Origin of the sequence: Amphritea sp. (genome assembly GCF_050300915.1) — a bacterium.
GTDB lineage: Bacteria > Pseudomonadota > Gammaproteobacteria > Pseudomonadales > Balneatricaceae > Amphritea.
In genome coordinates, this window is record NZ_JBNKYN010000043.1 from 1 (window position 1) to 24,075 (window position 24,075).

Here is a 24,075-nt window from a genome sequence, read left to right on the forward strand (position 1 = left end):
GCCTGAACCGGTCATCAACCTGTCAACGGGTGTGGCAGGGCTGCACCCGCACAAGAATAACAAGAGGATATGAAAATGCCTGTATATGCACTAAATCCTGACTATCAGGGCGAGCGGATGGACCGGGTGGAGAACTTCCACGGCAATCAGATTGTTTATCTCGGTTGGGATGAGCACCGCATGTTCTGCGCTGCCAAAGCGTTCCCGCTGCCCCCCTCCATGCCCTTTGCGGCAGTGATCGAAACCATCATGCCGGAAGCCTTTGGTCAGCACCCTGAATTTAAACAGATCAACTGGGACAGCGCTGAGTGGCTGCTGGATGGTGAACCGTTTAAACCACAACTGGATGTCAGCCTTGAGGCTCAGGGGGTAGGGCATAAGTCGCTGATCCGTTTTAAAACCCCTGAACTGCGCGGTTATCAAAACGCCGGTGTCTGAGAACAGATGAGACAAACAACGCTCAGCTTCATGGTAAGAGTAGGGTGACACGATGAGTTATGAAGTAACAGTAGAACCAACCGGTGATGTAATCGAGGTTGAAGAGGGGCAGACCATTCTGGATGCTGCCCTGCGTCAGGGGGTCTGGTTGCCGTTTGCCTGTGGTCACGGCACCTGTGCTACCTGCAAAGTGCAGGTGCTGGAAGGTGAAAGTGATCTGGGTAATGCCTCTCCCTTCGCGCTGATGGATATGGAGCGGGAGGAGGGCAAGGTACTGGCCTGCTGCTGCACGCCGGAATCGGATATGGTGATCGAAGCGGATATCGATGTCGATGATGACTTTGCCGGTTATCCGGTGGAGGATTTTATCGGCACGGTCACCGAGATTAACGATCTGTCACCAACGATTAAAGGGATCGTTTTTGCACTGGACAGGTCGATGGCATTTCAGGCCGGGCAGTATATCAACCTGAAGTTACCCGGAGTGGAGGGCAGCCGGGCGTTCTCCATCGCTAACAAGCCCTCCGATGCCACCACACTGGAACTGCATGTCCGTCTGGTGCCGGGCGGGGCGGGCACCACCTACCTGCATCAGCAGCTGGCGGTGGGGGATACTCTGGATGTCAGCGGGCCATACGGCCAGTTTTTCGTGCGCAAATCGGATGATCAGGGCGCGATCTTTATCGCCGGTGGTTCGGGGCTATCCAGCCCGCAATCGATGATTCTGGATCTGCTGGAAGAGGGTGATAGCCGTCCAATTACGCTGTTGCATGGGGCGCGTAATCTCTCTGAACTGTATAACCGGGCGCTGTTTGAAAACCTCGACCGGGAGTTTGACAACTTTACCTACGTGCCCGCGCTGAATGCACCGGAACCGGAGGATGACTGGCAGGGCTTTACCGGTTTTGTTCATGAAGCGGCCCAGGCACAGTTCAATGGTCGGTTTGATGGTAATAAAGCGTATCTCTGCGGCCCGCCACCGATGATCGACGCGGCGATAACCACCCTGATGCAGGGGCGGTTGTTTGAGCGGGATATCCATATGGAACGCTTTGTCACCGCTGCCGATGGTGCTGAAGAGCAGAATCGCTCGGCGCTGTTTAAACGGATCTGATTGAAAAAGTGGGCGGGTGTTTAGTGGCTGTGAAGATATAAATTGTGCTGATTATATTGATACCTAAAAGGTATCTGTTAAAGCATTAAACGGTATTAGACGGTATTCGGTGGCCCGCATACACTGAAAGTACGAGCAAAAAGTGCTTTAGAGAATTTAGCGACGCTGATGCATTAAAGCGTCATGCTTTATAAAAATAAGATAAAAATCAGGAGCTTTTGAGATGGCAATGACAGGTGTATTAAGACCGGGACATGTGCAGATTCGTGTATTCGATCTGGAAGAGAGTGTGCGTTTTTATCGTGATGTACTGGGTTTAGTTGAAACCGGTCGTGATGATCAGGGGCGGGTTTATTTTAAGTGCTGGGACGAACGGGATCATAGCAGTTACATTATTCGTCAGGCTGAAGAAGCGGGTATGGATTTCTTCGGTTTTAAAGTACTCAATGCAGAGACGCTGGATAAACTGGAAGCGGACCTGAATGAGTATGGTATTGAAACCAGCCGTATGCCTGCTGGCGAGATGCTGGAAACCGGTGACCGTGTCCGCTTTACTCTGCCAACCGGTCACATCATGGAGCTTTATGCAGAGAAAACTGCTGTTGGTAATGGCCTGACCAATGCCAATCCGGGCCCGTGGAATGCCGCCAGTGAACATGGTATTGCGCCGGTTCGTCTGGACCATATGCTGCTGTACGGACCGAATGTGGCCGCCAACAAAAAGATCTTTGAAGATGTGTTGGATTTCTTTCTGGTGGAGCGGGTGCTGGCCGAAGATGGCGAGTTTGAGGCCGCGTTATGGCTGTCCTGCTCTCATAAAGTTCATGATATCGCCTTTGTTGAACATCCTGAGCCCGGTAAGTTGCACCACTGTTCATTCCTGATGGAAAGCTGGGAGAAAGTGCTGCGGGCCGGGGATATTATGTCGATGAATGAGGTGTCGGTGGATATCGGTCCTACCCGTCACGGTATTACCCGTGGCTGTACTATCTATGCCTGGGACCCGTCCGGTAACCGCTTCGAAACCTTTATGGGGGGATATCAGCCCTATCCTGACTATGAAACCATCACCTGGGACTGGGATCACTTCCCCCAGGGACTGGACTACCCTCAGCGTAAACTGCATGAGTCATTCCTGACCATCGTTACCTGATCTCCTGCTGAACTGCATGCGGTTTACCTGCATGCAGTTTTACTTCTCTGAATCTGATTTTTTAACGTTTACAGATTACGGGTGCCACCATCCAAAGACTTTCCTATATCAATCTTAATACCTATTAGGTATTGCTTCTGGATAAAAACAGTATTAGACGGTATCTGAGTGGCTGCATAAACTGGATGGAATGGAACGGTGCCAGCAGTAATCAAACAAAGGTGAGCAGCAATGCATCAAGTTAATAATTTTATAAATGGTGAGTTTGTTGAGGCTGAATCGGGGCGCCGGTTTGACAAGCGCTCACCTGTGGATAACAGCATTATCGCCACTGTCGCTGAAGCCGGTCGTGCGGATGTTGACCGGGCAGTAGCGGCGGCAAAAGCGGCATTGACCGGTGAGTGGGGCCAGTTGACGGTCGATCAGCGGGTTGATCTTCTCTACGGCGTTGCCGATGAGATTACCCGTCGCTTTGATGATTTTGTCGCGGCCGAGATGGCTGATACCGGACAGCCGCACCACGTGATGACCCACGCGTTTATCCCCCGGGGCGCGGCTAACTTCAAAGTGTTTGCCGACATTATTAAGAATGTACCCACTGAAAGCTATCAGATGGCCACTCCCGATGGCCGTGGCGCCCTCAACTATGGGCTGCGGGTGCCAAAAGGGGTTATCGGTGTTATCTCCCCCTGGAATGCCCCCTTTCTGTTGATGACCTGGAAAGTGGGGCCGGCGCTGGCCTGTGGCAACACCGTGGTGGTCAAACCCTCTGAAGAAACACCGCTGACCACCACCCTGCTGGGTGAAGTGATGAACAGCGTTGGCATTCCTAAAGGTGTGTTTAACGTGGTGCACGGTTTTGGCCCCGACTCGGCGGGTGAGTTTCTGACGCAGAACCAGTCGGTGGATGCGATCACCTTTACCGGCGAAACCCGTACCGGCACCGCCATTATGAAAGCGGCGGCCGAGGGGTGTCGAGATGTGTCCTTTGAGATGGGCGGTAAGAATGCCGGTATCGTGTTTGCCGATGCTGATTTTGAAGCGGCGGTTGATGGTATCTTCCGCTCCGCTTTTCTGAATACCGGGCAGGTCTGTCTGGGGACAGAGAAGGTCTATGTCGAACGCCCCATTTTTGATCGGTTTGTGAATGCGCTGAAGCTGAAAGCAGAAGCGGTGAAGTATGGTCGCCCGGAAAATCATGAGTCGAATTACGGACCTCTGATCAGCAGGGAGCATCAGGATAAAGTGCTCTCCTATTATCGCAAAGCGGTTGAAGAGGGCGCGACGGTGGTTACCGGTGGTGGTATTCCCGAAATGGCTGCCGAGCTGTCTGAAGGTAACTGGGTACAACCCACTATCTGGACCGGCTTGCCAGAAACCGCCACCGTGGTTCGCGAAGAGATCTTCGGCCCCTGTTGCCATATCTGTCCGTTTGACAGCGAGTCAGAAGTGGTTGGCTATGCCAATGCTAACGACTATGGCTTGTCCACCACCATCTGGACCAATGATCTGACCCGCGCTCATCGGATGGCCGCTGCGGTCGATGTCGGGGTGACCTGGATTAACAGCTGGTTCCTGCGGGATCTGCGCACCGCATTCGGTGGTTCGAAACAGTCCGGTATTGGCCGTGAAGGCGGTGTGCACTCCCTCGAGTTTTATACCGAGATGCGCAATGTCTGTATCAAACTCTGAGGTGGTTATGGATCAGGAAATAATTAATCAGTTAGGTGATGAGCTGTATGCCGCATTTCGGTCACGCAGCACTATTAAACCATTTACCGAGCGGGATCTGGATATCACGCTGGCACAGGCCTATCAGATACAACAGCGGTTTATCGCCCGTCGGCTGGAGGCGGGGGAGACTGTGGTCGGTAAAAAAATTGGCGTGACCAGTAAGCCGGTACAGCAGTTTCTGGGGGTGTATCAGCCTGATTTTGGCATTCTCACCTCCGCTATGCAGATCGCGGGCGATAACATGATCGATCTGGATGGTTTGATTCAGCCGAAAGCGGAGGCCGAACTGGCGTTCGTTCTCAAAGAGGATCTTAACGGCCCTGGTATTACCGCCATGGATGTGATCCGTGCCACCGATTATGTCGTGCCCTGTTTCGAGATTGTCGATTCCCGTATTACCGACTGGAAAATCAGGATTGAGGATACGGTGGCGGATAACGCGTCCTGCGGTGTGTATGTGCTGGGCGATGTCAAAGGCGATCCGCGTAAGCTGGATCTCACCCTGGCCGGTATGGTGTTGCATAAAAATGGTGAGCTCTACTCCACCAGTGTCGGCGCGGCAGTTCAGGGTTCACCGGTTAATGCGGTCGCCTGGCTGGCGAATACTCTGGGTGAGCTGGGCATCCCCTTTAAAGCGGGTGAGGTGATTTTGTCAGGATCTCAGTCTGAACTGGTGGCGGTGCAGCACGGTGACGAACTTGAGTGCAATGTGGGTGGGCTGGGCCGCTGTAAGGTCAGATTCTCCGGGAGAAGCGCAGTATGAAAACAACGCTGGATAGAGAGGCGATAGTCCGCCTGTGTGAACGTGTAGAGGGTGCTCAGACCCGCGCTTATGCGATCCCCAAACTCACCGATGAATACCCATTGATGACGATGGCTGATGGCTATGCGATTCAGACGGAGCTGCGCAAACGCTTTATTGAACAGGGCCATAAGCTGGTTGGCTGGAAAGCGGGATTAACCTCCCGGGCGAAGATGAAGCAGATGGGGGTGGATCAGCCCTCTATCGGCTTCCTGACCGACAAAATGTCACGTCCGGAAAATTCGGTGATCTCAACCGCTGATCTGGTGCATCCACGGGTTGAGTGTGAAATCGCATTTGTCACCCGGGAAAAACTGTCAGGGCCTGGCTGCACCGCAGAGGATGTGCTGCAGGCTACCGATTATGTATTGCCCGCCATTGAGGTGATCGATTCACGTTTTTCCGGTTTTAAATTTGATCTGCAAAGCGTGGTTGCCGACAACGGCTCATCGGCGCGTTTTGTCGGCGGTGGTCGTCCCCGGTATGTGGAGGAACTGGACCTGCCCACCATCGGCGCAGTACTGGAAAAAAATGGTGAAATTGTCGAGATGGGGGCCGCTGCGGCGGTGATGGACCATCCGGCAGCGGCGGTGGCGATGTTGGTGAATATTCTCGCCGGGATGGGGGAGGAACTACCTGCCGGTAGTTTTGTGATGAGTGGCGGGATCACGGCAGCGGTTGCCGTCGCGCCTGGTGACCATGTTATTGCCCGGTTTCAGGAGCTGGGCTCAATCTCTATCCGGTTCGGGGAGTGAGGACAATTTATGCCGATTATTGAAGTTCATATTTTAGAAGGGCGCAGCTCAGAGATTAAGGCGCGGGCTGCGGCAGCTATTTCAAAAGCTGCAGCGGACGGTTTTGGTGTCAGCATTGATACGGTGCGTATTCTGGTAACCGAACATAAAAAAGATGAATTTTACGTGGGCGGGCGCGCCGGTCGCGCATCGGATCAGGCGAAGTCAGCCTCCCTCGTCGAAGAGGAAAAATCATGAAAAAGATCAGATGTGCATTGATCGGGTCAGGCAATATTGGCACTGATCTGATCTATAAAATTCAACGCAGTGAGTTCCTTGAGCCGGTGTGGATGGTCGGTATCGACCCTGAATCAGAAGGTCTGACACGGGCCGCTGCGATGGGACTGAAAACAACCCATGAAGGCATTGATGGCTTACTTCCCCATGTTTTGGAAGATGGCATCCAGATCGCCTTTGATGCCACCAGTGCCTATGTCCATGCGGAAAATAGTCGCAAACTGAACGCGCTGGGGGTGATGATGATCGACCTGACGCCAGCGGCTATCGGTCCTCTGTGTGTGCCACCGGTAAACCTGAAGCAGCATGCTGAAAAAGTGGAGATGAACGTCAATATGATCTCCTGTGCGGGCCAGGCGACGATTCCGATTGTCAGTGCCGTGTCTCAGGTGCAGGGGGTTGAATACGCAGAGATTATTGCCAGTCTTTCCTCTAAATCGATTGGCCCCGGCACCCGGGCTAATCTCGATGAGTTTACCTATACCACCTCCAACGCTATTGAAGTGGTGGGCGGTGCGAAAAAGGGTAAGGCGCTGGCGATTATCAATCCCGCAGAACCTCCGATGATTATGCGTAACACCATCTACTGCCTCACTGAAGGTGAGCCGGACGAGGCGAAAATTACCGCGTCGGTGCTGGCCATGATCAAAGAGGTGCAGAAATATGTGCCGGGTTACAAACTGGTCAACGGCCCGAGTTTCGAAGGCAATAAGGTCGCTGTGTTTATGGAGGTTGAGGGGCTGGGGGATTATCTGCCTAAGTATGCCGGCAACCTCGACATTATGACCGCGGCGGCAACCCGCACTGCGGAGATGTTTGCCGAGGAGATACTCGCCGGAAAAATTCAACTCAACCCAGTGGAGGTGGCCTCATGAGTGATCTGAACGGACGTAAAGTCATTCTGCATGATATGTGTCTGCGCGACGGCATGCATGCCAAGCGGGAACAGATCTCTGTAGAGCAGATGGTTAAAGTCGCGACCGCCCTCGATGATGCCGGGATGCCCTATATCCAGGTGACCCATGGCGCGGGTCTCGGCGGCAACTCGCTGCAGCATGGTTTCGCCCTGGCCAGCAATGAGGAGTATATCGAAGCGGTTGCATCGCGGATGAAGCAGGCGGTGGTATCTGTCCTGCTGTTGCCGGGATTGGGGACGATGAAAGAGCTGAAGTCCGCCTATCATTCAGGTGCCCGCAGCGTACATGTGGCAACCCACTGTACCGAAGCCGATACCTCACCACAGCATATCGCCTGTGCCCGTGAACTGGGGATGGATACCACCGGTTTTCTGATGATGTCTCACCTGTCTGATGCCAGTTCACTGGCGCAGGAAGCGAAAAAAATGGAGTCCTACGGTGCCAATACTGTCTATATCACTGATTCTGCTGGTTTCATGTTGCCGGAAGATGTTACTCAACGTGTCACTGCTCTTCGGGATGTCCTGAAACCGGAAACGGAGATCGGTTTCCATGGTCATCACAATATGGGGCTGGGAATCTCCAACTCCATTGCGGCTATTGCGGCGGGGGCATCACGTATTGATGGCTCAGTGGCCGGTCTGGGAGCCGGGGCGGGTAATACGCCACTGGAGGTGTTTATCGCCGTTTGCGAACGGATGGGTATCGAAACCGGTGTCGATCTGTTTAAGACCATGGATATTGCCGATGAGATCATCTTCCCGATGATGGATCACATTGTCCGGGTGGATAAAGACTCTCTGACCCTCGGTTATGCGGGGGTTTATTCGACCTTCCTGTTGCATGCCAAACGTGCAGCGGAGCGGTTTGGGGTACCGGCCCGGGATATCCTGGTGGAACTGGGACGCAAAAAGATGATCGGTGGTCAGGAAGATATGATTCAGGACACCGCAATGACCATGGCCAAAGAGCGTGGTTTATTGAAACAGAATTTTTAACGGATCGACTGAAAGGCGGTTGAGATGAACACAGATTTTAAGGGTGAAACGGCGGTTGTCGTCGGCGCAACCGGTGCCTTTGGCCAGGCGATTGTCGAACGATTGCTGGCCCGGGGGCTGAAGGTAGTCGCTGTGGCGCGTTCAGCAGCCAGTTTGCAGGCCTTGTCAGAAGCCCATGCGGGCGTTATTCCCTGTGTGGCTGACATCAGTGATGACAGTGCCATTGAGGCGATTCGTACAGTGCTGGATGATGTTGCTCTGAATAGCACTGTCAGGGCGGTGGTGCACGGCCCGGGTGTTGGGGTAGCGGGAGGTATTCTGGAAGCGCCAACGGCGACAATGGTGGATGCGGTGAATATCAAAGTGGGTGGCTTGTTGCGCCTGAGTCGGGCCGCTGACAGCTTTCTGACAGAGGGTAGCAGGCTGATCTCCATTGGTGGTCACTATGGTCTGGAGCCGACGGCTTATGCCGCGTCTGCCGGGGTGGCTAATGCCGCGCTGTTTAATGTCTCGCGCCAGCTGAGCCTGGCCTATGGCAAACGGGGTGTCACGGCGCATGTTATTGCGCCAGGCCCTGCCGATACCGAGCGGCTGAGAAAGGTGGCCGTGGCCCGGGCAGAGATGCGCGGCTGCACGGTTGATGATGTGCTGGATGATATGAAAGCGGAGTCCTCTATCAGTGCCTTTACCACGCCTGGGCAGGTGGCCTGGGCGGTGGATATGCTGCTTGATCCTGAAGCAACCGCTATGACCGGGTCTACGCTGATGCTGGATTCCGGCCGTCGCAAAGGTTTGCCATAACCGGGGAGAGATCGTTCTGCTTAGTTGTGCTTAGTTGTCCTGCCTTGATGCGATTAAGGCAGGAATCTCTTAACGACAAGCGCAGAGAAGATAAAAATAATAAGGAGTTCAGTGATGCCGATCGCAACCTTTCATATATCTGAGGCGCTCTTAACGGCAGAGTCCTCCGCCAGGATTCTGGAGCAAGCCAGTGCTATTTATGCTCAGGAGCTGGATAGCCCGGTCGAACGAACCCGGGTGTTTATTAACCGCTACCAGGCAGGGGCGGTGGCTGTGGGTGGTCAGGTTTGCTCCGTGTCCGGCAGTCCGGCTGCATTTTTCGAGTTTATCGTGCTGGAGGGCAGGCCGTTTGAACAGCGGACACGGATAGCTGAGAGGTTTACTACACTGTTGAGTGATGTGCTGGCGGTAGATGCTGCCGCGATTCGCGGTCGCTGCAGCCAGGTTAAACCTGAAGACTGGTTTATCGCCGGTGCGCCTGCCAGTGAGATCCGCAAGCGTGAAGTGGAGGCACGCCAACAGGAGAAGGCCCATGGCTAGTTATCAGATCCGACTGACGGAAACTGATGAGACCTATGTCTGTAAAGCCGGTGAGTCAATCCTGCATGGCATGGCGCGTCTGGGCAAAAAAGGCATCCCTCTGGGGTGTCGGGGTGGTGGCTGTGGTGTGTGTAAAATTCAGGTACTCGAAGGTGAATATAGCAGTCGGACGATGAGTAAATGCCATATCAGCGAGGCTGAACGTGAAAACCACTTTGCGCTCGCCTGCCGTATCTATCCGCAAACCGATCTGGAAATCGAAGTGATTGGTAAAATGTCGAAAAACATCTGATCAGCAGCGCTGGCGTCACTGACTTTTCGCTATACGGTAGCCGATCAGTATCTCCAGAAACGCTTTCAACAACGGCGATTCATCCTCTTTTCTGAAGATACAGCTGAGATCGACTTCGGCTTCATCCGGGGTATCGATTAATGGCTTATAAACCACCCCGGGCAGGCTTAAAACGGTGGCCGACTGGGGCACTAGGCATGCACCAAATCCACTCGCTACCAGTGCCACGCCGGTGACTGCATCGCCGACTTCCTGCGATATATGGGGCGTAAATCCGGATAGCTGGCAGAGACGAATCGTTTTGTCGATAAAGTTCGGCCGGTTGCTGGATGGAAACAGAATCAGTGGAATATCGCTGATCTCAGTGAAAGGTATTTCAGGCAGCGCCGCCAGTGGGTGGTTGCTGTTAATGGCGAGTAATAGCTTTTCCGTCGTCACCAGCTCAGAGCTAATATCGGGCAGGGGGGCCAGCATGCGGTTAAAGCCCAGGCTGATACGTTTCTGTCGCAAGGCATTGATCTGCTCGCCTTTATCCATGGTATGCAGGACGACATTGACCTCCGGGTAACGTTCTTTAAAGGCCAGCAGGATTTTGGGTATGTCCCCCATAATGCCTGAACCAAATATCGCAATATCCAGTCGGCCAAGCCGACCCTGTCCCGCTTTTTGTGTTCGCTCAGTGGCTTGTTCTATCAGGCCGAAAATATTGTTGACCTCTTCCCTGAAAAGCCGTCCGGCATCGGTCAGCTCCATCCCTTTGGGCGTTCTGTTGAACAGCGTCACTCCCAGATCCTCTTCCAGTTGATGGATCTGCCGGGTTAGTGGTGGTTGGGAAATATGCAGTACTTTGGCGGCTCTGCCGATATGTTTTTCATCCGCTACCACCTTGAAATATCTGAGTTTACGCAGATCCATCACTCGCCCGCCTGTTTGGTTTGAATAATTTAATACCTTAAAAGTATTGAGATGGAATATCAATAGTATTGGATGGTAATGAGTTGCCTGCGTTATTTTGTCTGTCAGGAGTGAGAATTCTCCAACAATCAGTAAACAGTGCAGGCGTAAGTCATGTTTATAAAAATAACAAATAACAGGCACCTCAGATCAACGTTAGTTTTTGCTCTGACAACTTTTCTCGCAGGATGCGAGGCTCCCCTGAATCTTGAGGGGGTTGAAACAGAGATGAGTAAAGCGGTGCATCGCACCGATCAGTTGCTGGGTGTAGCGGTAAGTCAGGATCAGGTTGTCGTGGTGGGTTCCGATGGCGTCGTGCTGACCAGTCCGGTCAGCGATCTTAAATGGCAGCGGCAGCAGCTGAGTAACAATCCTAACTTTGTCGATATCGAACTGTGTCCCGATCAGTCACTGATCGCTCTGAGTATGGAGCGTCAGCTGTGGATCAGTGAGGACCAGGGGCAACACTGGCGTAGCAGTGATATTCCCACCCGGGAAAGCCTGACTTCAGTGGCCTGTGGACCGGACAACAGTTACTGGGCCGCTGGCAGTTTCAGCACCCTGGTCAGCAGTCATGATAAAGGTGCCAGCTGGAATGAGCAGAGCCTCAACGAAGATGCTGCTATCTCTTCGGTGCAGTTTTTTGATAGCCAGAACCTGATAGCCACCGGTGAGTTCGGACTACTGGCGCGCTCTGAGGATGGTGGTGAAAACTGGACTTTACTGGATCCGATCCCCAATGAATTTTTCCCCATGACCAGCTATTTCAGTGATCCCTCAACCGGCTGGGTCGCAGGGCTGGGGGGCACCATTCTGTACACCAATGATGCTGGCCAGAGCTGGCAGTCTCAGGAGACTCCGACCGATTCTCCGATCTATAACTTCTACGCCCGGGACGGCCGGCTGTTCGCTTTTGGTGATCACGGCACGGTTCTGGAGCAGCAACACAGTCTCTGGCGCAAGCTGGATACACCCAATATTCCGGTCTATCTGCGGGACGGCAAACTGCTGGATAAGCAACACCTACTGGTATCTGGTGGCTGGGGTGCTCTCTTTACGGTCGATATCTGAGCCTTTTCACAGGCTGATTTAAATAATAATAATTTTTGGAACTACGGATATGTCTGATAAAGCATCTGCACAATCCCATAAAGTCACTCATCTGCTACACAATCTGGATGAGCGGATTTTCAACAGCCCTAAAATTGTGCTGGGGCTGATTCTGATAGTCACGCTGTTCTTTGCCAGCCAGATTCCCGGCGTAAAAATGTATTCTGATTTTGCCGACCTGTTGCCTCAGGAACACCCCTATATCGTGTTGCATAACGAGATTAAGGAGTCCTTTGGCGGTGCCAATGTGGTAATCGTCGGGGTTGAGGTTGAAAACGGCGATATCTTCAGTAATGAAGCGCTGGCGCGGATTCACCGCATCACTCAGGCGGTGGATAACCTGCCGGGAGTTAACCACAACCTGGTGGCCAGTATCACCCATCGCAACTCCCGCAAAGTATGGATGACGCCTGAGGGCAACGTGAACTCTGAGTCTTACTATGATCCTCAGGGTGGTGAATTGAGTGCGGCTGAGCTGGAAGCGTTGCGTCAGGATATTGTCGCCAACCCCCGCGTTTATGGCCCTCTGGTCAGCCCGGATATGAAAATGGCGCTGGTGAAAGCGCAGCTTAACGAGGGCCAGCTGGATTACGTTAAAACCTTTGATGCGATTCAGCAGATGCGCACCGATGAGGGCGCGAAAGGGTTTAAGATTCATGTGACCGGGCAGCCGATGCTGGTGGGCTGGGCCTATCAGTATCTGGGCCAGATCATTCAGATCTTTATGTTTACCGCGCTGATCATGATCGGGTTGCTGGTGTTCTATTTCCGTAAAGCCTATGGCGTGTTGATTCCGCTGGCGGCGGTAGTGGTATCGACAATCTGGGGGCTGGGGATTATCTCCCTGTTTGGTTATAACCTTGACCCGCTGGGACTGGTTATTCCCTTCCTGATCTCCGCCCGGGCGATGTCCCACGGTATTCAGATCGTTGAACGTTACTATCTCGAACTGAATGAGCACTCCGATCATCATAAAGCGGCTCAGCTGACCTTTGAAAATCTGTTCCGTCCCGGCAGCCTGGGAGTGGTGTCCGATGCGATCGGTCTGCTGCTGATTGCCATCGGCTCCATACCACTGAACACCAAGCTGGCACACTATGCCTCGCTGTGGGCTCTGTCGATCATCATTACTGTGCTGCTGGCGGTACCGATGTTGCTGTCGGTGTTGCCGAAGCCGAAAAACTATGCAGTGAAACACAACGTTTTTCGTAATGTGGGGTACTTCTGTGCGGACCTGATCAGCACCCGCAAGGCGGCTAAAAATGCACTGCTGATCGGTGCGCTGCTGTTGGTGGGGGGCTGGTATGCCTCATCGAAAGTGGTGATCGGCGAATCGGAGCCGGGCTCACCCATTCTCTATCAGAATCACGACTATAACGTCTCTTCCGGGGCTATTAATGACAGTTTTCCGGGTTCGGAAGAGCTCTATATCGTCGCCGAAACCAGTGAGAAAGGCGGTATAAAACGTCCTGAAGTATTGAAAGCGCTGGCCGATCTTGAGCGTCATATGCTGATGGACCCCGGCGTCGGTGGGGCCAAAGGGATACCCGACCTGGTTAAACAGGTGAACCGTCTGCTGCACAACGATGATCCGCGCTGGATGCAGATCCCCGATGATGCTCAGTATGTAGGGGGGCTGATGTTTACCTACATGATGTCCAGCCCGATCCCCGGTGCACTGAATGAGTTTGTTGATACCGACGAGCGGATCGCCAATCTGGTGTTCTATTACAAAGATCATCAGGGCGAGACTATTCGCCGGGCAATCTACACCGCCAAGCAGTGGATCGATGCCAATGAAGGTAAGGTCGAGGGACTGAAGATCCGTCTGGCCGGGGGCACTATTGGTGTCACTGCGGCGATGAATGAAGCCGCCTATGAGACCAATCTCTGGGTGCTGCCGCTGGTGTTCCTGCTGATCTTCGCCATGGTGATGTTTTTCTACACCTCGTTGCAGGCCGGCATGATGATGTTCATGGCGATGATGTTCGCCACCACGCTGACCTACGCCTATATGGGCATCACCGGCATGGGGATCAATATCAATACGGTACCGATCATCGCCGTCGGCGTTGGGGTGGGGATCGACTATTCGATCTACATGATGGACCGCATCCGCGCGGAGATGGCGTTGCAGCACAACCTCAGCTCTGCCGTGCGCACGGCGATCCGGACCACAGGTCTGGCGGTCAGCTTCACGGCGATTACGCTGATCGCCGGGATCGTCATGTGGGTGGTGCTGTCAGATCTGCGCTTCCAGTCCGATGCGGCACTGTTGCTGAGTGTGATGGTGATTCTCAACGGTGCTGCGGCGATGTTGCTGGTGCCTGCCTGGGTGCTGGTGTTCAAACCGAAATTTATCTGCGCAGCCTATGAAGATGAGGATGGTGTGATCCACGCGGATGCGCTGGGTGATGATCGTTCACCTAAAAGCGCTACGACACCCGTTTGTTAAAAACCAAAAACCTGAAAGGGGTTAAACATGTCAAAAACAATAATAATGACGATGAATAAGCTGGCTGCCGGTGTGGCTATGGGCGTCACTGCCATGTCACTGGGGCTCAGTACCGCAGCGGTTGCGGCCGATACTGAATGGGCAGGTTTCGTAGAAAATGCCACCTACGTGCGTGATGGGGTTGGCTTATCTAAGTTTCGTAATACAGCCCAGGCTGAGTTTTCTAAACAGCTGGAAACCGATGGTTGGGATAACGTCTCGATCAACGGTACGCTGCGCGCCACCTATGATGGTGTTTACGATCTCAATAGTGACGAGTTTGGCAAAGATGCACAGGCAAACTATCTGGGTGAAAACTGGCATGGTCAGGACACCTCGACCGCGATTCTTGCTCCCGGAACACCGTTACCTTGCGAGAATGATCCTCAGCTGTGTCATAACCTCGATGGTTATATGGATCAGTCTGAAAATGATGTCCGTTATCCCGACTTTAATGACCGGCTGGACTTTATCCGCGAACTTTATATCAGCGCCGATAAACAGCTGGACAGCGGTACTGTTCTGAATCTCAGCTTTGGTAAGCAGCAGGTCGTCTGGGGTAAAACCGACCTGTTCCGCGTGCTGGATGTGATCAACCCGGTGGATTACTCCCGGCATAATATCTACGACGAGCTGGAAGATATCCGTATACCTCAGTGGATGCTCACCGCAGAGTGGCGCATGGGTCCAAATAAGGTATTTGATGATTCCAACTTCTCCCTGGTATGGAATATCGATAAGTTCCGCCCTAATAATCTGGGTACCTGTGGTCAGCCCTATGCCATTCTTGATGGTGGCTGTTTCTTTGCTTCACGCATCAACGGTGGCGGCCCCTATGTCATTAATGATGTGGTTGATTATGAGTGGTCACTGAGAAATACCCAGTTTGGTGCCAAGTGGGAGGGGGTTTATGGTGATACCACCTTCTCTCTGAATGCTCTGCACTATCGTCAACAGCTACCTTCTATCCATGCGTTAGGTGGACCGGGTAATAACTTTGGCTTGTTTGATATCCATTTTCCTGAAGTCAACCTGCTGGGTGGTTCCGTCGACTACTACTCGATGGATCAGGATGCTGTCTGGCGACTGGAGATGGCCTATACCGAGGGTGAAGAGTTAGCCCGTGATGCCGATGGTTATAAGAAAACCGATATGCTGCGCTATGTGATCGGTTTTGACAAAAACCTCATCATTCCTGCACTGGGCACCAGTAGTGCATTTCTGTTATCCACCCAGCTGTTTGGTGAGCATATTCTTGATCATGAAAGAGATATGCCCAACAAGAAGGATAACTGGATCGCGACACTGTTATTCAAAGGCTTCTATATGAATAACCGTCTCAGCCCACAGATTATTATCGCCCATGACTTTGCGGCAGAAGCTACAGCCGTTGCTCCCAGCATTGACTATCTGATCAATGATAACTGGAAAGTTAATGCGGCCTTCAATATTAAAGAGGGCGGCAAGAAAACCTTCCCATGGTCTGTAGCAGGCGGAGCCGCTGCGGGTGGCCAGACAGAGCCTCTGGCGCGTTTCCTCAATGGCCCGATTGGGGTGGCTAATCAGGAAGATGAATTCCAGCTGAGCGTACGTTACAGCTTCTAAAAAAATAACGATAAGAAGGTAAACCATTATGTTTAAGAAAACCTTTATCTCTCTGGCGCTGACAACGGCTGTATCTGCTTCAGCCATGGCCGCGACGGAACAGGATGTACAGAATGCATTTTATCCGTATAAAAATGGTGTCCCAACCTACCAGGGATTAAGTGTCGGGATGACCATCAATCAGGGGAATGTTGATCAGTTTAAAGAGATTATCGACCCGGCGATGTATGACTTTATTAAAGCCGGTGATACCGAAATAAAAGTGGGGGAAACCACCTCGTTTGATCTCAATAAGAGCTATGTCGACGCCACCCGCAAGTATATGAATGATGTCAAACTGGGCGATAAGGTCGGTGAAATCAGCGGCTCAGTAGCGGGTCGTCCCTTCCCCCAGGAACCCTCTATGGATGATCCACGCGCCGGTGAAAAGCTCGCATGGAACTTTAAGTATGGCTATAACTGGGGTGATTCTGCTGCGATCTGGCCGTTTTACTGGACCTTCAAAGATATGAACAGCGGCAAGGCTGAGCGAACACTTAAGTTCAATTTTAACTTTTTAAACTACACTCACCGTACTCAGCAGGCCCCGGTTCCGGCCATTACGCCAAACCCTTCAAATCTGTTCCGCGCCACCTACCTGGAAGTACTGGAACCCTTTGATGTGAAGAACACTCAGCTGTTGATTCAGCGGTTTGAGGATGACCTTAAGCGGGACAACGCCTATCTGTATCTGGGTTTCCAGCGTCGTGTACGTCGTCTGTCTTCTGGTCAGGTTACCGATGCATTTCTGGGCTCGGATATCATGATCGAAGACTTTGAAGGGTATAACGGACGTATTTCCGATATGAAATGGACCTACAAAGGCACCCGTAACATGTTGCTGCCGATGTATAACCACAATGATATGCCACTGGATACCGAGATTCCTAAGGATGAAGACGGTTATCAGATGATCTCATACGGTGGCAAGGGTAACTGTTTCCCGAACGTTACCTATCAGCTGCGTAAGGTGTATCAACTTGAAGGTGAACCGCTTGATCCAAACCATCCGATCAGTAAACGTCAGCACTTTATTGATACCCAGACATTCACCATTCCACGGACGGTAACCTACGACAGAAACGGTGCAATCTGGAAGAGCTTCAGTATTGGCCAGGCGCATCCTGATCACCATCTGGCCCAGAACAAGGGCAGCGGTGTGTCAATCGATGACTCCTTTACCATGATCGATATGCAGGCGCAGCACTGTACCACGGGGCAGTTCAAAGGGATCATCGATCCTGAGCTGACACCTGAAAGCAAGATGACGGTACAAAATCTGCGGGCTTCCGGCCGTTAATAGCCGGATCAACTAAGCGGGGCTATGGATAGTGCCGCTTCTTTACAGTCAATACCGGGGTGGTAGTGGAAGGCGGAGTTGAGTACTTAGCGACCACTCTCAGCCACAAATGCTTTGCTGTATCCGTTCGGGTGCAATCCGGCAAAGTCTGCCATCCCCGTTTGTGATTCCCTTCGTGCTTATCAGCACTCCGCTTGAGCACTCTTTTACCAGGGACGGTATTTTTTAGAAGGCGTGAGTAACGCGATATCAGTTCAAACGGCTTTGTGTCACCGGGCACAGGACATCATTAATCTAAGGGGTGAAAAAATGGCTGAGACAATGATCTCTGTAAAAGTCGCTGCCAAATTGTTGGAAGCGGACAATATCTATTCATTCAAACTGGTCAGCCTGGAGGGTGATACTCTGCCGTCTTTCAGTGCCGGTTCACATGTCGATGTTGAAATAAAACCGGGACTGATTCGTCAGTACTCCCTCTGTAATGAGCCCTCTGCGAGTCATTTCTATCAGATTGCGGTGTTGCGTGATCCGCAATCGCGTGGGGGATCTATTGCTATTCATGATGAAGTAGAGGTGGGCTCTATCCTCAGGATCAGTGCCCCGAAAAATCATTTTGAACTGGTTCATGAAGCGCAAAACAGTATTCTGTTTGCTGGCGGTATCGGCATAACCCCTATTTTGTGTATGGCTGAACGGCTTGCAATGGCGGGATCTGAGTTCAGGCTACACTATTGTGCCCGGGCTGAGTCGGCGGCGGCGTTTACCGGGCGAATGCGTGATAGCCAGTTTGCTGATCGGGTGGAGTTTCACTTTGATGATGGCAACAAAGATCAGACACTCGATATCCATACCATATTTGAAACATCAGCGCGGGATGCTCATATCTACGTCTGTGGGCCTAAAGGGTTTATTGACTTTGTTGCTTCTAGCGCTGAACAGTATGGCCTGCCTTCAGAGCAGATCCACTTCGAACATTTTGCTGCAGACCCTGCTTCAGCGTCGGGTGATGCGTTCGATATTTTACTTTCAAGTTCGGGAAAGGTTATCCATGTAGCGGAGGAGCAAACCGCTTTAGAAGCGTTGGCCGACGCCGGTATCGAACTTGACTATTCCTGTGAACAGGGGGTTTGTGGTACCTGTGTTACCCGTGTTCTGGAGGGGGTTCCGGATCATCGCGATCTCTACTTTAATGATGAGGAACGCAGAAAGAATGATCAGTTTTTACCCTGTTGCTCACGATCCAGATCGCCCCGGCTGGTGTTAGATCTGTAAGCGGTCGATCTGAAATCTGAGGGGAAAGGTCGATAACGATCCTGGCATCTCAGGAAACCGGGCGGTACTAGCTATCGCTCTGTTTTATTTTTGTCATCCGGTATTGCATTTTACCTCTGCCAATCCCCAATTGTTTGGCTGCAGCGGTGACTTTGCCATGGTTGCGAATCAGCGCCGCATCGATAAGCGCCTGCTCGATATCGGCAAATGTTTGTCCCTGATCCAGAAGCTTATTAACTAACTCTCTGGACTTATCAGAACCCTTGATGGGTTGCTCACTATTGGACTTATCCTCTTTTAGTGACTGGATTCTAAGGTTAGGCAACTCCTCTGCGGTAAACAGATGGTGTATGTCGATCGCTTCATCGTCATTGGCCAGAATGACTGCCCGTTCGATAAAGTTCTCCAGCTCCCTGACATTACCAGGCCAGTCGTAGTGCCACAGAGCATCCAGTGCCTGTTGCGTGATCCCCCTGATCGATTTGTTACTGCGCTCGGTAAAACGGGCAACGAACACGTTGAGTAACAGCGGGATATCATCTCTTCTATCCCTTAATGGTGGAATACGCACAGGAAACACATTCAGGCGGTAATACAGATCGGCCCTGAAACGACCCTCTTTGACCGCCTGACGCAGGTCTTCATTGGTTGCGGCGACGACGCGGACATCAATATGTTTTGTTTCAGTGCCGCCGATTCTTTCAATCTCTCTTTCCTGCAAAACCCGTAATAATTTACCCTGGGCATGAAACGGCAAACTACCAATTTCATCCAGGAACAGGGTGCCGCCATTGGCTCTTTCAAAACGTCCGGGGCGAGATGCCGTTGCCCCGGTAAAGGCTCCTTTTTCAACCCCAAACAGTTCTGATTCGATCAGGTTATCGGGAATGGCGGCACAGTTAATTGATATGAACGGCTGCTCGGATCTGGGGCCAATTGCGTGTAGAGCCCGGGAGAAACGCTCTTTACCGACGCCGCTTTCACCGAGAAACAGCACGGTGGTTTCTGTTTGAGCCACTCGTTTTAACAGGTAGATAACTGAATTAAACGCTGCTGAGGCACCCACCAGTTCTTTATCTTCCACCGGGGGCGCAAAAGGGATATGGGTTTTACTTCTGCGGGTACCGCTGCGGTTGGTTATCGGTGGGTCTACAAAATCCTCTATCTGAAAGAATGCCAGATCCGCGAGTGTATCCTCCCACTCATCTAAAGGCTTCATAATGGCCCGGCAGCGTGCGTGCCCCATGGCGATACATTCGGTTTCTCTGGCCAGTACGGGTTTACCAAAAATTCCGGTGGCGTAGGCCGATGCATAACCCACACTCATCCAGCAGGCAGGCACACCGCTCGATTCGAACTGATCGATATGAGATCGGGCTTCCCAGGAGTTTAACCAGGTGAAGTCGCCGTAGAACTCCCCTTTCTCCTGATCGATATGGATCTCCATCGCATCACTGACAACATAGCCCTCCAGTCCCCTTAAAGCGGGCCCCAGCGTTACATTCAGATAGGGGTCATCGCCATACAGTGCTCTGACACGGTTGTAATCTTCTATCCCCTGTTGATAACCCAGTCGCGTGAAGACTGACCTGGCTGTGGTCATCCCCAGCCGTTCTATGATCTCTTTTCTCAGTTCGGAGAGGGAAAAACCATGCATGAGTAACATGCGCTGGTTAAACAGGGTGATATGCGCACTATCGGGGGAGAGCCGTAAGTGTTCCGTAAGCTCTTTTGCCGCTGTATGGTGTGCCGCGGAACTATTCTGTTTTCTGGACATAGTGCTTCCGATGAGCTGATGATCTTCAATCCCAGCGATTTAATATTATTGTTATTGCATGATATCAGGCAAAAAGCTAATTATCCGCTGAAGAGGGCGTGAATGAGATGCAGCAAAGTGGCGACTGGTTGAGTGATGCATACTCACAGAGTCTGTGAGCTGTTTACAGCGATAATATAGCGGGTGCAGCGACCCAGACCTCTGGTAGGTTATGTGATATTAAAACTGGCTTTAACTCACATTAAAGCCAGTTGGTGGCACCGCAATAATATTTATGAGGCCAGGGTCAGTTTGGTTTGATGCTCCTCTTCTATCAGCGTTTTCAGGGTTCTGCGAACCCGGACAGGGGCGGCATCGCTACTGATCAGAACCGGATCGAGGCTGAGAAAATCAGGCGTCTCCATTGCAGCTTCAACCGCCTTCAGTATTGGGCCATCCTCTAACTCAAACGCAGCATGCATATTCTGGATTTTGATCTGATTATAGTCGGCATCCTCGACATTATGATTGCGTCGGGTGACAAAAAAGTAGTGGGTCGAGTTTTTGCTCTCGGGGGTGCAGACGTGTAGATCGTATTGTGAGACCGCCTCCTCGCTTGCAAAAGTAATTGGCTGGTTTCCCTGACTGCAGCCAATCGATAATTGAATATTGGCCGGTTTTGCCCAGGTGACTGTCACCCGATGGGATGCTTCTTTACCGGGTTCAGGTAAAAAGTCGTTAAAAATCAGCATAGGTGGCGTCTGTTTCCACTCCCATGAGGCAGCCAGCTGGCCGGCATTCTCCTCCAGTTTTGGAATCTGCGGAGAGAGTTGTCCGCGGGTGGTGATGATCTCTCCGTGCAGGTGGTCTACATGGCTCAGATCCATGACATTATCGATAATGAGTTCATAATGACAGGGCCATTTCATGTAGGTGTAAGCGATTGCATTGTCGTGGCCGGTGTCTAGCGTTGTGTAATCAGGGAGCTGATTTTCGTCCGCAACCTCATCACCCATCCATATCCAGATAAAACCGTGTTTTTCCATCAGAGGAAATGACGGGACTTTAGCTTTGGCGGGGATGCGCTTATTGCCATGGGGGTTGCTGGTGCACTGTCCTTCTGAGTTGAATGCCAGGCCATGGTAGGGGCATACAACATCATTGCCACAGCGTTTACCCATGCTCAGAGGGGCAAAACGGTGCGGGCATCGATCAAGCAGAGCAACCGGAGTACCATCCTCTTTGCGATAAAAAACAATTTGTGTATCCAGTAATACGCGGGAAAAGAGGCCGTCATCAAGTTCAGTTGAAAGTGCAGCGACGTACCAGGTGTTTTTCAGATATGGAGTGTTCTGATCAGACATAGAGTCTCTCCTTTAAAGCATTATTTTTATTGTTAAAGGGCGCAATATCTTTTTTAAGGCAAAAACCGCTATGGGTTATTTACGGTTCAGCATTGATTGCCTGACAGATAAAGCACGAACTGTTCCTGATTGATTAACTATATGATCTTAAATAAGAATATTATTTATTTAGGAGATTGGTCAGATGTTTGTGATTGGATTCATTCAATGCAGGATGAGTTGTATTAATGGATGCACTATTTCAATCACTTTGGGGTGATGTATCTTTTCAAAAGGTTTGCCGGTCATTGCCCTGCGTGGCGTGATGAGTAAAACGTGGCGCGACTGGCATGTGCAGCTGAGTACAGGAATATACACAAAGGTGCAGTCAATCAGCAGCGCTTCAGGCTTCGGTGAACAGTTTGAAAGAGTCATTGCGAGGGTAAAGCCTTATGCTTATGATTGAGTTCTGGGAAGGCGTAAGAGAGACCAACTCGCGTTGTCTGCTTTGTAAACATGATGTAACGGACTGTCCTGAGTGACAGAAAGGTTTAGGTATGCTGCTTCATAACCGCAATATTATTCGTGTCGTTAAGGATGGTCAGGTGGCCAACTGTATTATCCTGAAAATGTGTTATGACTACGCACTGGTTAAATATGAGGAGAAAGAATACCGCATCCCTTATGCGGTGATTGATGAAGTGGTGGGGCATGAGTTACTGATGAGTAATGAGTAATAACGCCACACCGCTTGCGATAGGCGATGATGCAATTAATGCTCCGGTTGTTATTAAGCTTAACTGATTGACCTTTCGATTCCCTTTCTAAGGGGGCTCTCAATTTTTTTCAACTTTATACTCTGTCGTCTATCAGTGGGACAGATGGACAATAGCCCTGCGAATCCTGAGCTGGAGTGCTTAATTTACGCTGCTTAATCTAAGGTGCTATAGGCCGTTTTTTGCTCTTCGGTTATAATTCTGCTTCGAATCAAAGGCAGGCTAACAACTCTAATTATTGAATGCTCGATTCTGTATTCAACGTTGTAACTTGAGTGAGAGCGATCTATCTGTGTCAAAAACGAAGCTGGATGGAATCGGTGTTGGAAATCTGCTGAATAATATCCCGATTCCTGCCTTTATTATCAATACTCAACATGTGATTACCCATTGGAATGTCTCGCTGGAAATTGCTTCAGGACTGAGTAGTCGTGACGTAGTTGGTACGCAGGACCATTGGCGGCCCTTTTATAGGAATAAACGGCCGACCATGGCAGACCTGATTGTCGCCGGAGTGAACATAGCCGAGCTGGATCAGTTTTACGCCGCTAAGTATCAACCTTCAGATGTTCTCCCTGGAGCCTTTATGGCAGAGGACTTCTTCCCCGATGTCGGTAAAGGGGGAGAGTGGTTATCTTTTACGGCTTCGCCTATAAAAGATGCAAGTGGCATTATTATCGGTGCTATCGAAACGTTGGTGGTTATATCTGATCGCAAAAACGCCGAATTCGAGTTAACTGAGCGGGAACAACGTTATCGTGAATTGAGTCAGGTGGATGATTTGACTCAGCTTTACAACGCCAGACATTTTTATAACGAACTTGAACATGAGTTTGAACGGTCGCGCCGCTATAAGCAGCCTCTGTCGCTCTGTATGCTTGATCTGGATTTTTTTAAGGGGGTGAATGATAGTTTTGGACACCCGTTCGGCGACCAGGTTCTGCGGAAATTAGGGTTTTTAATTCAGTCACATCTGCGTTCGGTCGATAGCGCATATCGTTATGGTGGTGAGGAATTCGTTATCATCATGCCGCAAGTGGAGATCAATGATGCATTCACCGCAGTGGAACGGCTTCGATTAGAGCTGTCAGAGGTGGATTTCAGAACCCGCTCCGGTCAGGTTGTTAATGTCAGCCTGAGCGCAGGGCTGGCGCAGGCTGAAGAGAGCGATAGCAAGGAATCTCTGGTTGCCAGAGCGGATACGGCGCTTTATCAGGCCAAAGGCAGTGGCCGTAATCGGACCTGCTTTTAACCTGTAATGTCTGTTGCTATTTCCGGGTGTTATCGGGGCGCAAAGAGATTGTATAAAATCGCATTACTCCACTCATTGATAAAGCGGCGTTGTTACAGCTGATCCCGATAAACCATCAGCGCCGGCTTAACGGGATAGGCTTAAAGCGCAACGGATAGGCCTGTTGCAGGCTGTAAGTAAATGGCCCCTCAACCCCCGGGTGCATGCGCTCAGGCGGCTTTTATCCGCAACGACGTGCTGCCTCCGATGCTGACCCTTGCCGGTATCTGTTCGCTACATGGTGACAGTGTTGACCTGTTCTTTATGCTGTCAGGTGTGGTTGGCTTTCTGCTGCGTAATGGGCAACTTTAATGT

At 51.4% G+C, this 24,075-nt stretch carries 23 protein-coding genes; 20 read left to right on the plus strand and 3 right to left on the minus strand.

From position 1 onward, the window contains the following. Positions 1 to 75: 75 nt before the first annotated feature. From ACQY8X_RS12390 to ACQY8X_RS12445, 12 genes are all read left to right on the plus strand, one after another. The gene (locus ACQY8X_RS12390; RefSeq protein ID WP_428035455.1) at positions 76 to 438 is read left to right on the plus strand and encodes a phenol hydroxylase subunit P4; all 363 of its coding nucleotides are present in this window, start codon (positions 76 to 78) and stop codon (positions 436 to 438) included. 52 nt (positions 439 to 490) lie between these two features. After that, a complete protein-coding gene (locus ACQY8X_RS12395) occupies positions 491 to 1,552 on the plus strand; it encodes an NADH:ubiquinone reductase (Na(+)-transporting) subunit F (RefSeq protein ID WP_428035456.1) in 1,062 nt (353 codons plus the stop codon). A gap of 223 nt (positions 1,553 to 1,775) precedes the next feature. Beyond that, positions 1,776 to 2,705: a catechol 2,3-dioxygenase gene (locus tag ACQY8X_RS12400; RefSeq protein ID WP_299198873.1), complete on the plus strand. Its 930-nt coding sequence runs from the start codon at positions 1,776 to 1,778 to the stop codon at positions 2,703 to 2,705. 231 nt (positions 2,706 to 2,936) lie between these two features. Then, positions 2,937 to 4,397 (plus strand): 2-hydroxymuconic semialdehyde dehydrogenase, encoded by a 1,461-nt coding sequence (locus ACQY8X_RS12405; RefSeq protein ID WP_428035457.1) that lies wholly within the window; start codon positions 2,937 to 2,939, stop codon positions 4,395 to 4,397. A gap of 7 nt (positions 4,398 to 4,404) precedes the next feature. Next, positions 4,405 to 5,202 carry a 2-oxopent-4-enoate hydratase gene (gene dmpE / locus ACQY8X_RS12410; RefSeq protein WP_428035458.1) on the plus strand — a complete coding sequence of 266 codons (798 nt, stop codon included), beginning with the start codon at positions 4,405 to 4,407 and terminating at the stop codon, positions 5,200 to 5,202. After that, positions 5,199 to 5,996 (plus strand): 2-oxo-3-hexenedioate decarboxylase, encoded by a 798-nt coding sequence (gene dmpH / locus ACQY8X_RS12415; RefSeq protein ID WP_428035459.1) that lies wholly within the window; start codon positions 5,199 to 5,201, stop codon positions 5,994 to 5,996. The genes dmpE and dmpH overlap by 4 nt, the downstream gene beginning before the upstream one ends. A gap of 9 nt (positions 5,997 to 6,005) precedes the next feature. Beyond that, on the plus strand, positions 6,006 to 6,233 hold the full coding sequence (locus ACQY8X_RS12420) for a tautomerase family protein (RefSeq protein WP_428035460.1): 228 nt from the start codon (positions 6,006 to 6,008) through the stop codon (positions 6,231 to 6,233). Continuing rightward, positions 6,227 to 7,147: an acetaldehyde dehydrogenase (acetylating) gene (locus ACQY8X_RS12425; protein WP_428035482.1), complete on the plus strand. Its 921-nt coding sequence runs from the start codon at positions 6,227 to 6,229 to the stop codon at positions 7,145 to 7,147. Before ACQY8X_RS12420 ends, ACQY8X_RS12425 begins: the two co-directional genes overlap by 7 nt. After that, positions 7,144 to 8,187 carry a 4-hydroxy-2-oxovalerate aldolase gene (gene dmpG, locus ACQY8X_RS12430; protein WP_428035461.1) on the plus strand — a complete coding sequence of 348 codons (1,044 nt, stop codon included), beginning with the start codon at positions 7,144 to 7,146 and terminating at the stop codon, positions 8,185 to 8,187. Before ACQY8X_RS12425 ends, dmpG begins: the two co-directional genes overlap by 4 nt. Before the next feature lie 24 nt (positions 8,188 to 8,211). Then, positions 8,212 to 8,988: an SDR family NAD(P)-dependent oxidoreductase gene (locus ACQY8X_RS12435; protein WP_428035462.1), complete on the plus strand. Its 777-nt coding sequence runs from the start codon at positions 8,212 to 8,214 to the stop codon at positions 8,986 to 8,988. Positions 8,989 to 9,102: 114 nt separating this feature from the next. After that, positions 9,103 to 9,528 (plus strand): hypothetical protein, encoded by a 426-nt coding sequence (locus ACQY8X_RS12440; RefSeq protein ID WP_428035463.1) that lies wholly within the window; start codon positions 9,103 to 9,105, stop codon positions 9,526 to 9,528. Beyond that, positions 9,521 to 9,820 carry a 2Fe-2S iron-sulfur cluster-binding protein gene (locus tag ACQY8X_RS12445; RefSeq protein WP_428035464.1) on the plus strand — a complete coding sequence of 100 codons (300 nt, stop codon included), beginning with the start codon at positions 9,521 to 9,523 and terminating at the stop codon, positions 9,818 to 9,820. The genes ACQY8X_RS12440 and ACQY8X_RS12445 overlap by 8 nt, the downstream gene beginning before the upstream one ends. Positions 9,821 to 9,835: 15 nt before the next feature. Here ACQY8X_RS12445 and ACQY8X_RS12450 read toward each other — a convergent pair whose 3' ends face one another. Beyond that, positions 9,836 to 10,735 carry a LysR substrate-binding domain-containing protein gene (locus ACQY8X_RS12450; protein ID WP_428035465.1) on the minus strand — a complete coding sequence of 300 codons (900 nt, stop codon included), beginning with the start codon at positions 10,733 to 10,735 and terminating at the stop codon, positions 9,836 to 9,838. Positions 10,736 to 11,002: 267 nt separating this feature from the next. On the opposite strand from ACQY8X_RS12450, the gene ACQY8X_RS12455 reads away from it, so the two are divergent. The 5 genes from ACQY8X_RS12455 to ACQY8X_RS12475 all read left to right on the plus strand — a co-directional run bounded on the left by ACQY8X_RS12455 (position 11,003) and on the right by ACQY8X_RS12475 (position 18,594). Continuing rightward, positions 11,003 to 11,845, plus strand: a complete 843-nt coding sequence (locus ACQY8X_RS12455; RefSeq protein ID WP_428035466.1) for a WD40/YVTN/BNR-like repeat-containing protein — start codon at positions 11,003 to 11,005, stop codon at positions 11,843 to 11,845. Positions 11,846 to 11,894: 49 nt separating this feature from the next. Further along, positions 11,895 to 14,339, plus strand: a complete 2,445-nt coding sequence (locus ACQY8X_RS12460; RefSeq protein WP_428035467.1) for an efflux RND transporter permease subunit — start codon at positions 11,895 to 11,897, stop codon at positions 14,337 to 14,339. Between the two features lie 27 nt (positions 14,340 to 14,366). Further along, positions 14,367 to 15,983, plus strand: a complete 1,617-nt coding sequence (locus ACQY8X_RS12465) for a DUF1302 family protein (RefSeq protein ID WP_428035468.1) — start codon at positions 14,367 to 14,369, stop codon at positions 15,981 to 15,983. A gap of 28 nt (positions 15,984 to 16,011) precedes the next feature. Continuing rightward, on the plus strand, positions 16,012 to 17,322 hold the full coding sequence (locus ACQY8X_RS12470) for a DUF1329 domain-containing protein (protein ID WP_428035469.1): 1,311 nt from the start codon (positions 16,012 to 16,014) through the stop codon (positions 17,320 to 17,322). Positions 17,323 to 17,631: 309 nt separating this feature from the next. Continuing rightward, positions 17,632 to 18,594 (plus strand): PDR/VanB family oxidoreductase, encoded by a 963-nt coding sequence (locus ACQY8X_RS12475; RefSeq protein WP_428035470.1) that lies wholly within the window; start codon positions 17,632 to 17,634, stop codon positions 18,592 to 18,594. A 67-nt stretch (positions 18,595 to 18,661) separates the two neighbouring features. Here the strand turns inward: ACQY8X_RS12475 and ACQY8X_RS12480 are convergent, their stop codons facing one another. After that, positions 18,662 to 20,371: a sigma 54-interacting transcriptional regulator gene (locus ACQY8X_RS12480; protein ID WP_428035471.1), complete on the minus strand. Its 1,710-nt coding sequence runs from the start codon at positions 20,369 to 20,371 to the stop codon at positions 18,662 to 18,664. 272 nt (positions 20,372 to 20,643) lie between these two features. Continuing rightward, positions 20,644 to 21,714 (minus strand): Rieske 2Fe-2S domain-containing protein, encoded by a 1,071-nt coding sequence (locus ACQY8X_RS12485; RefSeq protein ID WP_428035472.1) that lies wholly within the window; start codon positions 21,712 to 21,714, stop codon positions 20,644 to 20,646. Positions 21,715 to 22,250: 536 nt separating this feature from the next. On the opposite strand from ACQY8X_RS12485, the gene ACQY8X_RS12490 reads away from it, so the two are divergent. The 3 genes from ACQY8X_RS12490 (at position 22,251) to ACQY8X_RS12500 (ending at position 24,072) form a co-directional block, all read left to right on the plus strand. Further along, the gene (locus ACQY8X_RS12490; protein WP_091361487.1) at positions 22,251 to 22,430 is read left to right on the plus strand and encodes a hypothetical protein; all 180 of its coding nucleotides are present in this window, start codon (positions 22,251 to 22,253) and stop codon (positions 22,428 to 22,430) included. Positions 22,431 to 22,761: 331 nt separating this feature from the next. After that, positions 22,762 to 23,721, plus strand: coding sequence for a diguanylate cyclase (locus tag ACQY8X_RS12495; protein WP_428035473.1), 960 nt, complete (start codon positions 22,762 to 22,764; stop codon positions 23,719 to 23,721). A 180-nt stretch (positions 23,722 to 23,901) separates the two neighbouring features. Further along, positions 23,902 to 24,072, plus strand: coding sequence for a hypothetical protein (locus ACQY8X_RS12500; protein ID WP_428035474.1), 171 nt, complete (start codon positions 23,902 to 23,904; stop codon positions 24,070 to 24,072). Positions 24,073 to 24,075 lie beyond the last annotated feature (3 nt).